This window comes from Sphingomonas sp. 28-62-20 (assembly GCF_002281505.1).
On the sequence record NZ_NCGH01000007.1, the window covers coordinates 218,017 to 229,332 of the forward strand.

The window sequence follows — 11,316 nt, forward strand, 5'->3', positions numbered from 1 at the left end:
GCAGCGAGGCCGCAAGCGGCAATGCCCCCTTTGCGTTGGCGGACACGCGCTCTAAGGGGTCACAAATCTGTTATGATGGGGTGCGCCAGATGAAGCTGATGACCGGCAATTCGAACATGCCGCTGGCGCGCGACGTGGCGAGCTATCTCGATATCCCGCTGACCCAGGCCAGTGTGCGCCGCTTTGCCGATGAGGAAGTGTTCGTCGAAGTCCACGAAAATGTCCGTGGCGAGGATGTGTTCGTGCTGCAATCGACTGGCTATCCCGCAAACGACAACCTCATGGAATTGCTGATCTGCATCGATGCGCTGAAGCGTGCATCGGCGCGGCGGATCACCGCGGTGATCCCCTATTTTGGTTATGCCCGGCAGGACCGCAAATCCGGGTCGCGCACGCCCATTTCGGCCAAGCTCGTTGCCAATCTCATCACCGTGGCGGGTGCGGACCGGGTGCTGTCGGTGGACCTCCATGCCGGGCAGATCCAGGGCTTTTTCGACATCCCGACCGATAATTTGTTCGGCGCGCCCGTGATGGCGGCGGATATCGAGGCGCGTTATGGTGATCGCAACCTGATGGTCGTCTCCCCCGATGTCGGCGGCGTGGTCCGCGCGCGCGCGCTCGCCAAGCGGCTCAACAACGCCCCGCTCGCCATTGTCGACAAGCGTCGCGAGCGCGCGGGTGAATCCGAAGTCATGAACATCATCGGCGATGTCGAGGGACGCTTCTGCATCCTGATCGACGATATCGTCGATTCGGCAGGCACGCTGTGCAATGCCGCTGCTGCGCTGAAAGAAGCGGGGGCGGCGGGCGTCATCGCTTATTGTACCCACGGCGTGCTGTCGGGTGGCGCGGTCGCCCGCGTCGAGGGATCGGCGCTGAGCGAGCTGATCATCACCGATTCGATCGGCCAGCATGACGTGATCAAGGGGGCCGATCGCATCCGGCTGCTAACGATCGCGCCACTGCTGGGCGAAGCGATCAAGCGGATCGCCGATGAATCGAGCGTGTCGAGCTTGTTTGACTGATTACCCGCGGCCAAGGCTGCGTTAGCCGCACCGCGAAGAGGCCAGACCGTGAAAGCAGAGGACGTTATCCATCTGTGCCAATGTTTTGATCGCGCTAATCTCGCCTTCTGGATCGACGGCGGATGGGGCGTCGATGCGCTTTTGGGCAAACAAACGCGCGAGCATAGCGATCTCGACCTAGCCGTGCACTTTGCCGATTTGGCGGCCTTCGAGCACGCCTTGCACCCTGAGGGGTTTGTGCGCGTGGCGCGGGCTGGCGACCCTGAATGGAACTGGGTGCTTCACCATGAATCGGGGCATTCAGTCGATCTTCATGGCTTTGTCCCGGATGGTGAAGGCAATGGAATTCTGGGCGATCCCAAAGATAATGCGATGTACCCTGTCGGCGCCCTTTGCGGCAGCGGCACCATAAATGGCGTCAAGCTGCGATGCGTGGCTGCGCCGTTCGTGCTGGCCTTTAGAAATGGGTTCGAGCCGAGGGATGTCGATCGCCACGATGTCGCTGCGCTTTGCGCCCATTTCGGCCTTGCTCGACCCAGCCGCTTTAGGGACTGACCCGGACCGCCGCGTACTAAAGCGTGATAAGGTAAGGTCGCTTCAACCGCATACCCGTTCGGCCCCGGATCAGGTCCGGGGGAAGTCGAAGCCCACGCGCTTCGACTTCGCTCAGAGCGAACGGGGTTTGGGTTGGTCCAATCCAAAGTCATCAGACCCTAAACTAGCGGGCTATATTTTCTCCAATGCCCCCCGCGAGACGCGAACCCCCGCCATCTGCCGCCGCTTCAACTCGGCCTTCAGCGCTTCGGGCTTGGGGGCGTAGATGAAGCCAAAACTCACCGTGCCGTGCTTGGTTTCCACGACATGGTGCAGCCGGTGCGCCTGCACGATCCGCTTCATGTAATTCCAGCGCGGCACATAGCCGGTTTCGAATCGGCGATGGACGATGATGTCGTGAAAGCCGAGATAGATCGCGCCATAGCCTGCGATCCCGGCGCCAAGCCAGGTCGCCCAGTCACCCGTTGTGCCGCTCGTCCCCAACACCAGCAGCACAACCGACGGCGTCGCGAAGATCACGAAGAACCAGTCGTTGAGCTCCCAGAAGCCGGTGCGGGGCTGGTGATGGCTTTCATGCAGGAACCAGCCAAAGCCATGCATCACCCAACGGTGAACGACATAGGCGAACACCTCCATCCCCAGGATGGTGGCGAAGAACAGGGCGAAACCGGCGATGATCGACATGCGCCAACTATATGCCCGGCGCGCGCAGAAGGCGATAGGACGAAGGCATATCTGGATTTGGTCTTCACACTGTGCTTAAGGCAACCCGATTCCCGATCCTTGCAAAGGCGCTGGCCCTTATGAACATCCACGAATATCAGGCCAAGGAACTGCTCGCCACCTATGGCGTCCCCGTCCCCGCCGGCTTTGCCGCGATGAGTGTCGAGGAAGCGGTGGAGGCCTCCAAGAAGCTGCCCGGGCCGCTTTATGTCGTAAAGGCGCAAATCCATGCCGGTGGTCGCGGCAAGGGCAAATTTGTCGAGCTGCCACCCGAAGCCAAGGGCGGTGTTCGCCTCGCCCGCAGCGCGGATGAAGTCCGTGCGGCGGCGACCGACATGCTTGGCAACACGCTGGTGACGATCCAGACCGGTGAACATGGCAAGCAGGTCAACCGGCTTTACGTCACCGATGGCGTCGATATCGCCAAGGAATTTTATCTGGCGCTGCTTGTTAACCGCGCGAGTGGGCGGATCGGCATGGTCGTCTCAACCGAAGGTGGCATGGACATCGAAACCGTCGCGCACGACACGCCGGAAAAGATCCAGACGCTCGACATCGATCCCGCAACTGGCTTCATGCCGCATCACGGCCGCGCCGTTGCCGCTGCGCTCGGCCTGACCGGCGATCTCGCTAAGCAGGCGTCGAACACGGCATCGAAGCTTTACGACGCGTTTATCGGCACCGATGCCGCGCAGATTGAAATCAACCCGCTGGCCGTCACCACGGACAACCAATTGCTGGTGCTCGATGCCAAGGTCGGCTTCGATGCCAATGCCTTGTTCCGCCACAAGGACCTGATGGCGCTGCGCGACGAGACCGAGGAAGACCCCGCCGAACTCGAAGCGTCGAAATATGACCTCGCCTATATCAAGCTCGACGGCGACATCGGCTGCATGGTCAACGGCGCCGGGCTCGCGATGGCGACGATGGATATCATCAAGCTCAACGGCATGTTCCCCGCCAATTTCCTCGATGTCGGCGGCGGCGCGAACAAGGAAAAGGTGACGGCGGCGTTCAAGATCATCCTTGCCGACCCGAACGTGAAGGGCATCCTCGTCAACATCTTCGGCGGTATCATGAAGTGCGACATCATCGCCGAGGGCATCGTCGCGGCGGCCAAGGAAGTGAATTTGTCGGTGCCTTTGGTGGTTCGACTGGAAGGCACCAATGTCGAAGCAGGCAAGGACATCCTGGCCAATTCGGGCCTCGCGATCGTCCCCGCCAATGATCTGGGCGATGCCGCACGGAAAATCGTCGCCGAAGTGCAGAAGGCAGCGTAAAAGGCAGCGATGAACGACAATGTCGAGAATCTGCTGCTCGAGCACATGAAGCGCTTTCAGGCGTCGCTTGACCGCATGGAGCGTCGGCTCGACGAAATGTCGGCGCGGATGACGACACTTGAAGGATCGGTGGTGTCGATCATGCAGCATTTGACCAATTTGTCGGCGGCGGATGCTGCGCAACAGATTTCAATCGACAATATCAATCGCCGTCTTGACCGGATCGAGCGTCGTCTCGAACTGACGAACTGATACGAAGAGGAAGCACATGAAAGTACTGGTCCCCGTCAAGCGCGTGCTTGACTATAACGTAAAGCCCCGCGTGAAGGCGGACGGCACGGGTATCGATCTTGCCAACGTCAAGATGAGCATGAACCCGTTCGACGAGATCGCGGTTGAGGAAGCTATTCGCCTGAAGGAAAAGGGCGTCGTGACCGAAATCGTCGCGGTCTCGATCGGCGAGCAAAAGGCGCAGGAAACGCTGCGCACCGCGCTCGCGATGGGCGCCGACCGCGCGATCCTGATCGTCACCGAAGATCGGGTCGAGCCGCTCGGCGTCGCCAAGCTGCTGAAGGCGATTGCCGATGAGGAACAGCCGGGGCTGATCATCCTGGGCAAGCAGGCGATCGACGATGACAACAACCAGACGGGCCAGATGCTCGCCGCGCTCACCGGTTGGGGTCAGGGCACTTTTGCCAGCGCGGTCGAAGTGACCGGCGACACCGTCAAGGTCACGCGTGAGATTGACGGCGGATCGGAGACGGTCGAGCTCAAGCTCCCCGCCATCGTCACCACCGACCTGCGCCTCAACGAACCGCGCTATGCCAGCCTGCCCAACATCATGAAGGCCAAGGCCAAGCCGCTCGCGCAGAAAACCGCGGCGGATTACGGTGTCGATATCGCCCCACGCATCACCACTGTTAAGGTCGAGGAACCTGCCAAGCGCAGTGCAGGGGTGAAGGTCGCCGATGTCGATGAACTGATCGGCAAGCTGAAGGCATTGGGAGTGGTCGCATGAAGACGTTGGTTTGGGTCGAACATGACGGCGCCACCGTCAAGGATGCCACGCTGTCGGCAGTCACCGCTGCCAGCCAGCTGGGTGAAGTCCACCTGCTGGTCGCCGGGCAAGCCGTTGGCGCGGTCGCTGAAGCGGCTGCAAAGATCGCTGGCGTGGGCAAGGTCCATGTCGCCGATGATGCGGCTTTTGCACATGCGCTCGCCGAAAATGTCGCGCCGCTCGTCGCGGAGCTGATGGGTCATCACGATGCGTTCGTGGTGCCGTCCACCTCGACCGGCAAGAACATCGCGCCGCGCGTGGCTGCATTGCTCGACGTGATGCAGATCAGCGACATCCTGTCGGTTGAAGGTAACAACAGCTTCACCCGGCCAATCTATGCCGGCAACGCGATCGCCACGGTCAAATCGTCCGACGCCAAATTGGTGCTGACGGTGCGCGGCACCGCCTTTGCCAAGGCCGCGACCGAGGGTGGTTCGGCCGCGATCGAAGCGGTCGGCTCGACGGGGGAAAAGGGTGTGTCGACCTTCATCTCTTCGGAAATCGCCAAGTCGGAACGCCCCGAACTGACGAGTGCCAAGATCATTGTCTCGGGCGGTCGGGCGCTGCAAAATAGTGAGAATTTCACGACGATTATCGAACCGCTCGCCGACAAGCTCGGCGCCGGCGTCGGCGCGAGCCGCGCGGCGGTCGATGCGGGCTATGTCCCCAACGACTATCAAGTCGGCCAGACCGGCAAGATCGTCGCCCCCGAAGTGTACATCGCGGTCGGCATTTCGGGTGCGATCCAGCATCTGGCGGGGATGAAGGATTCAAAGACCATCATCGCCATCAACAAGGATGAGGATGCGCCGATCTTCCAGGTGGCGGATTACGGGCTGGTCGGTGATCTGTTCAAGATTGTGCCGGAGTTGACGGGAAAGCTGTAAACGCTAACATTTTCGAATCTAGAAGGGGCGTTGCGAGAGATCGCGGCGCCCTTTTTTTGGGCTTGTTGCAAACCAGCATATCGATTGAAGGTCCGATTGCTTTGTAGAGGCATTATTTCGGGCGATGTCGACCCATCGCTCAGTTTTCAATTATCATTGTCTTTATATTTCTTCATGCATTGAAGCGCTTATGCGTCGCGCACTTCCCAACTCGCTCCTGTTCTTTGTTGCCACCGGGATCGTATTTCTGCTTCAGAAATCGCCGGCGACCGGGATCTTTATGATGTTGATGCTGGCCATGTTCTGGTCGGTGATTCTCATAAATGCCGGGCTCATTGGCATCGCAATAGAAGCACTGACGGGCAGGGTTTACCGTGCTTGGATTCTGCTGCCGCTCATCGTTTACGTCACGAATTTCGGTTTTGCGGCATATGATCATTTTACTTTGAAAACACTGCGCGCTGCCTACGATATTGCAAACGCGCAAGTTCATGTTCCCTTCAATTCCAACCGGCAGGCTCTCGTTTTCGATAAAGATGGTTCTCCTGAATGGTACACGCAGAACTACGCCTTGGAGGCCGCTTATTTGGCGAATGAGAAACAACCGGAGGAAGTGCGTTCGACGCGGCTGATCGATCGAGCCCTATGCGATGCAGTAAGGGGTAACTCGTCGCTGAGCGCGGCAAGAATCTACACATTCGGGTTCCACGATGGAGAAGCACTCGGGGGCACGGGCTTCGAAAGAAGATTCTGCACTATCAGTATGCCGGAAGCTCCCAAGATGCCTGTTATTCGGATCAAAGTAGAAAAATCCCACTCGAAGGTAGCATTTCTCCCGATTCAGAATGCAACAACAACGATCGAAACACCCGATGGCAAGAGAGTGAAACTGCGCGGGGGAACCGCCTCGCCGCTTTACTGGATTCCGATGCCAGTGATGGGCTGTGCATTAAACTCGGGCGCGCCCAGCTGGGATTGTGTGTGGGTCTTATTGCGGGATGATTTTACGCCGATAGTCTCTGGATCGACACGGTACCGCCGAGATTTATTCACCTTAGCACGTGCGTTAGGTTTACGACCTGTTGCGAAGTCGGAACGAAAGGCGGGGTCGCCTCCGGCTGTAATCCTTGCCCGTATGGAGAAGATCGAAAGCGAAACACTTCAACGCCAGCTCGCCAATCTGGATGCGATGATTGCAGACCCTTTGTTGGATAATCCAGATTGGGATGTTGGAGTGCTCGCACGAGACTCGGGTATACTTTCGCAAAAATCGACGATGATCATGATTGGCGTGGAAAAATCGGCAGCGATCACCGGAACGCACCGCGGCAAGGCGCGTGAGAGTGGTAGAATACTTGCAGGCCTGCTCGCCCGATTGCCGGATGAAATCTTCCGACAACTCAAACCGCGCATTCTTGGGGTTTATAACAAGGCTGATGATGAACATTGGCTCTGGGAAGCGGAAACCCTTATCCGACGACTTGGTGATCTGGGCGTCGAAGCCATGCCCTTCCTCATCAACCCGCGCGCGTCAGGCGGCAACGTAAACAATGCGGGGATCGAGGCAATTTGCCGCGTTGGTGTTGCTGGACGAGAATTGGCAATGCCCGCACTTTTGTCGATGTGGAATGCGTCACGCGACCGATTTGATTGGGACCGGCGACAGGCGCTCTTCGTTGCCATGCAGAGACTGAACATCGAACCGCCTCCGCTAACGCAGGTCAAAGGAAATCAGTTGTCCAACCCGCGTAGAACCTCGTCCGACATTTCTCCCCAGTCACCTGCGTCGGTCTGCTCAACCCGCTAAGAACGAATTCGGCGTAGTCAGCGGCAAATTACGGGGACACAAATTACGGGGACACAATACTTAATTCCCCAGCGAGAATGGCTGGCCATGACGGTCTATTTCGCCGGGTAAACGAACGACAATTATTTGGGCCGGTAACGAGGACCACGAAGCGACAGGGCCTGGGCGAAACCCGCCACTTCTGTCCTACAACAACGAGTCCTGCTACACTTCCGTTCGCTCTTTCACACCGTCGATCGCCTTATCCCCGAAGCGGGACAACCTGCTCGCTTCACTGAAGTGCTGCCCTCCTGAAAATACGCATGGTCAGTGCGACCATTAGGGAACATTCGCGTCCGCACTGGTTATGAGACAGCGGGATTGCCAGACACGCGGACGGTTTTTTGCATGCCGGCCTTCTGGACATTAGCCGCCATAAACCCGATCATTTCCCGGCCTTGTGCCCGGCTGGTAACTCCCTCCCCTCCCCAGAAGCCGGGGGCCACGTGCTGACCCGATCAAGTCACTGTCCTCTAGCCCCCAATTCATGCCATCATCGTCTCCATGATCGCTGCTGCCGCTCCCTTGCCCGCCGCCCGGACTGCGTGGCTTTTCGGCGCCGCCAAGCGAAGCGATGGCAACCCGCAGTTTCCGCAACTTCACACTCGTCCACCGCAGCGAAACGGCCCGATGATATGACCACTCCCACCCGCCGCATCGCCGTCGTCCAAGCCGGCTCCACCCTGTTCGACACCCCCACCACGCTCGACCGCATGGCGGCGCATGTCGAAAGCCTGCGGGCGCAACAAGTCGAGCTCGCCGTGTTCCCGGAGGCCTATGTTGGTGGCTATCCCAAGGGGCTCGATTTCGGCGCGCGCGTCGGCTCGCGCACGCCCGCGGGCCGCGATGATTTCGCGCGCTATTGGCAGTCGGCAATCACCGTACCCGGCCCCGAAGTCCAGCGCATGGGCGAGATGGCGGCAAGCGCCAGCGCCACCCTCGTGGTCGGTGTTATCGAGCGGGGGAGCGGCACGCTATATTGCACTGCGCTCACCTTTGGTCCGGATGGCGCGCTGCTCGCCCGCCACCGCAAGCTGATGCCGACCGCCAGCGAACGGCTCATCTGGGGGCAGGGCGATGGCTCGACTCTCAACGTGGCCGAGACCCCCATCGGCAAAGTCGCCGCCGCGATCTGCTGGGAAAACTACATGCCAGCGCTCCGCCAGCATTATTATGCGCAAGGGGTCGAGTTCTATTGCGCGCCGACGGTCGACGATCGCGACATTTGGCAAACGACGATGCGCCATATCGCCTATGAAGGCCGCTGCTTCGTGCTGAGCGCGTGCCAATATATGACGCGCGCTGATGCCCCGCCCGACTATGACTGCATCCAGGGCAATGACCCCGCAACCGTGCTGATCCGCGGCGGCAGTGTGATCGTCAGCCCGATGGGGGATGTGCTCGCCGGGCCGATTTATGGGCAGGAGGCGGTGCTGGTCGCCGATATCGATCCGATCGATATCATGCGCGGGCGCTATGATCTCGACGTCAGCGGCCATTACGCCCGGCCGGATGTTTTTACGCTGACGGTCGATACGCGCGCTCGCCAGCCAGTGACGACGACCACAAACGACCAAGGGGACAAATGACATGCTGACGCCATTGCTGCTGATCCTTGCCCAGGCCGCTCCCGCCCCGGCGCCTGCCGATCCCGCCACCGCCCAGCGGGTCGAGAAATTGCTCAGCGCCAGTCCGGTGATCGATGGCCATAACGACCTGCCCTGGGAAATTCGCAAGAATCATGACGCAAAGGTCGAGGCGCTCGACCTGACCAAGGACACGTCCAAACTGCCGATCCCGCTCCAGACGGACATTCCGCGCTTACGCAAAGGCCATGTCGGCGCGCAATTCTGGTCAGTCTGGATCACGGCGGACAATCTCGGCCCCCGCGCGGTGGAGATGACGCTGGAGGAGATCGACATCGTCAAGCGCTTCGTCGCCGCCAATCCGGGCGCGTTCGAAATGGCGGGGTCCGCTGCCGACATCCGGCGGATCGAAAAATCGGGCAAGATCGCGTCGCTGATGGGGGTCGAAGGCGGCCATCAGATTGATGGGCGGTTGTCGGTGTTGCGCCGCTACTATGATCTCGGCGTCCGTTATATGACGCTCACCCATACATCGAGCCTGCCCTGGGCCGATGCCTCGACCGATGAACCCCGGAGCGGCGGGCTAAGTCCGTTTGGCAAACAGGTGGTGGCGGAGATGAACCGCATCGGCATGATCGTCGATATCAGCCATGTCTCGGATGCGACGATGGCCGCGGTGCTCAGCGTCACCAAGGCGCCGGTGATGGCCTCGCACTCCTCAGCGCGCGCGCTGGATAATGCGCCGCGCAACATTCCCGACGATCTGCTGGCGAAGATCGGTGCGAATGGCGGGGTGGTGATGGTTAATTTCTACCCCAGCTTCGTCTCGCAGGCGTGGCGCGACTGGGACAAGGCGCGGACCGACTATGCCAAATCGGTGGGTGCTTCAGCGGAAGTCTATGGCCCCAACGCCGCTGCGCCGGTGCTGGCATGGGAGGCAAGCCACCCCGAACCGGTCGTCACTTCCGCGACGATTGCGGACCATGTCGAGCATATCGCCAAGGTTGCGGGCCACGCGCATATTGGCCTGGGCAGCGATTATGACGGCATCAACGGCACCGCCCCGCGCGATATGACCGGCGTCGATGGCTATCCGGCGCTGTTCGCCGAATTGGCGCGGCGCGGGTGGAGCGACGCTGACCTGGCGGGCCTGGCGCGCGGCAATATCCTGCGGGTGATGGAAAAGGTGGAGGCGGTGGCGAAATCGATGGCGGGGATGCCGCCGGTGGACGCAACGGACCGGCCCTAAAACCCGCCCTAAAACCCGCCCAGAAACCCCGCGACATTCCCCCCCAGCGCCCCCACCGCATAGCCGCCCTCCATCAGGATCACCGTCGGCCAGCCGCGCGCGGCGATGTCGGCGGCGAGCACGGGGTAATCGGCGGTCGTGAGTTTGAGGTGGCTGATCGGGTCGCCCTCCCAGGTGTCCGCCCCGAAGCTGACGACGAGCAGATCGGGCGCGAAGTGAGCGATCGCATCAAGCGCCACGGTCTGTGCGGCGCGGAAACCCTCAAGCGTCGTGCCTTGTGGCAGCGGTAGATTGAGATTGGCGCCAAGACCCTCGCCCGCGCCGCGCTCATCGGCATGGCCCCAGTAAAAGGGATAATCGGTCGCGGGGTCGGCATGGAGCGAGGCGTAGAATATGTCGCCGCGATCGTAGAAAATGTCCTGGGTGCCATTGCCGTGGTGATAATCGATATCGAGGATCGCGACCCGCCCGGCGCCCGCATCAAGCGCTGCCTGTGCGGTGATCGCAGCGGTGTTGAGATAGCAATAGCCGCCCAGATAATCCGCCCCGGCATGGTGCCCGGGCGGGCGACACAGCGCGAATGCTGCAGGGTCACCGCCCTGCACAGCCGCGAGCGCAGACAGCGCGCTTTGCGTGCTCCAATAGGCAGCCTCATAGGTTTCTGCGGCAAGCGGTGTGCTGGCGTCAAAGCTGTGCTGGCCGACCAGCGCATCGATTCGATTCAGCGTGAGTGGACGCCGTCCTACCACCGGCCAGACATAGCCGATCACGTCACCCGGCCGCCCCGCCTCGGCCCATTTCGCCGGCGCCGTTTGCAAGAAATCGAGATAATCGGGCGTATGGACTGCGCGGATTGCTGCCTCGCCATGATCGGAGGGCATTTCGAGGCCAGCCAGTGCCGCCACCATTTGCTCGGCGCGCGCGGGGCTTTCAGCATAGGCCGTGAAGCCGCCATTGTGCAGCTCCTGCGCTGGGGCATGGGCCAATTGTCGAGGAGAGAAAAATTGCCGCATGAATTCTCCTAGCCTGCGCGTCTTGCGGTGCACAAAGTCACGGAACCTGCTATCCAGATACCAGAATCCGAACGATTCCGGCCCAGTCCGTGAAT

The 11,316-nt window shown here is 60.5% G+C and carries 11 protein-coding genes; 9 read left to right on the plus strand and 2 right to left on the minus strand.

From position 1 onward, the window contains the following. Positions 1-89 precede the first annotated feature (89 nt). Together B7Y43_RS07650 and B7Y43_RS07655 are read left to right on the plus strand one after the other, a co-directional pair. Entirely contained in the window at positions 90-1,025 is a 936-nt protein-coding gene (locus B7Y43_RS07650) for a ribose-phosphate pyrophosphokinase (protein ID WP_374131034.1), read from the plus strand. A 48-nt stretch (positions 1,026-1,073) separates the two neighbouring features. Continuing rightward, a complete protein-coding gene (locus B7Y43_RS07655) occupies positions 1,074-1,580 on the plus strand; it encodes a nucleotidyltransferase domain-containing protein (RefSeq protein WP_374131035.1) in 507 nt (168 codons plus the stop codon). Positions 1,581-1,751: 171 nt separating this feature from the next. Here the strand turns inward: B7Y43_RS07655 and B7Y43_RS07660 are convergent, their stop codons facing one another. Next, positions 1,752-2,264, minus strand: coding sequence for a beta-carotene hydroxylase (locus B7Y43_RS07660; RefSeq protein ID WP_374131036.1), 513 nt, complete (start codon positions 2,262-2,264; stop codon positions 1,752-1,754). 119 nt (positions 2,265-2,383) lie between these two features. Between B7Y43_RS07660 and sucC the strand changes: the two genes are divergently transcribed. The 7 genes from sucC to B7Y43_RS07695 all read left to right on the plus strand — a co-directional run bounded on the left by sucC (position 2,384) and on the right by B7Y43_RS07695 (position 10,208). Continuing rightward, positions 2,384-3,583: a succinate--CoA ligase subunit beta gene (sucC, locus tag B7Y43_RS07665; protein ID WP_374131037.1), complete on the plus strand. Its 1,200-nt coding sequence runs from the start codon at positions 2,384-2,386 to the stop codon at positions 3,581-3,583. 9 nt (positions 3,584-3,592) lie between these two features. Next, positions 3,593-3,835, plus strand: a complete 243-nt coding sequence (locus B7Y43_RS07670; RefSeq protein WP_374131038.1) for a DUF1515 family protein — start codon at positions 3,593-3,595, stop codon at positions 3,833-3,835. Positions 3,836-3,851: 16 nt separating this feature from the next. Then, positions 3,852-4,601, plus strand: a complete 750-nt coding sequence (locus tag B7Y43_RS07675; RefSeq protein WP_374131039.1) for an electron transfer flavoprotein subunit beta/FixA family protein — start codon at positions 3,852-3,854, stop codon at positions 4,599-4,601. Next, complete coding sequence (locus tag B7Y43_RS07680; RefSeq protein WP_374131040.1) at positions 4,598-5,527, plus strand: electron transfer flavoprotein subunit alpha/FixB family protein; 930 nt, start codon at positions 4,598-4,600, stop codon at positions 5,525-5,527. The genes B7Y43_RS07675 and B7Y43_RS07680 overlap by 4 nt, the downstream gene beginning before the upstream one ends. Positions 5,528-5,717: 190 nt before the next feature. Continuing rightward, entirely contained in the window at positions 5,718-7,334 is a 1,617-nt protein-coding gene (locus B7Y43_RS07685; protein WP_374131041.1) for a hypothetical protein, read from the plus strand. 674 nt (positions 7,335-8,008) lie between these two features. Further along, complete coding sequence (locus tag B7Y43_RS07690; protein ID WP_374131042.1) at positions 8,009-8,962, plus strand: carbon-nitrogen hydrolase family protein; 954 nt, start codon at positions 8,009-8,011, stop codon at positions 8,960-8,962. 1 nt (position 8,963) lies between these two features. Continuing rightward, positions 8,964-10,208, plus strand: a complete 1,245-nt coding sequence (locus B7Y43_RS07695) for a dipeptidase (protein ID WP_374131043.1) — start codon at positions 8,964-8,966, stop codon at positions 10,206-10,208. An 8-nt stretch (positions 10,209-10,216) separates the two neighbouring features. On the opposite strand, the gene B7Y43_RS07700 is transcribed toward B7Y43_RS07695, so the two are convergent. Continuing rightward, positions 10,217-11,221 carry a histone deacetylase family protein gene (locus B7Y43_RS07700; RefSeq protein ID WP_374131044.1) on the minus strand — a complete coding sequence of 335 codons (1,005 nt, stop codon included), beginning with the start codon at positions 11,219-11,221 and terminating at the stop codon, positions 10,217-10,219. Between the last annotated feature and the right edge of the window lie 95 nt (positions 11,222-11,316).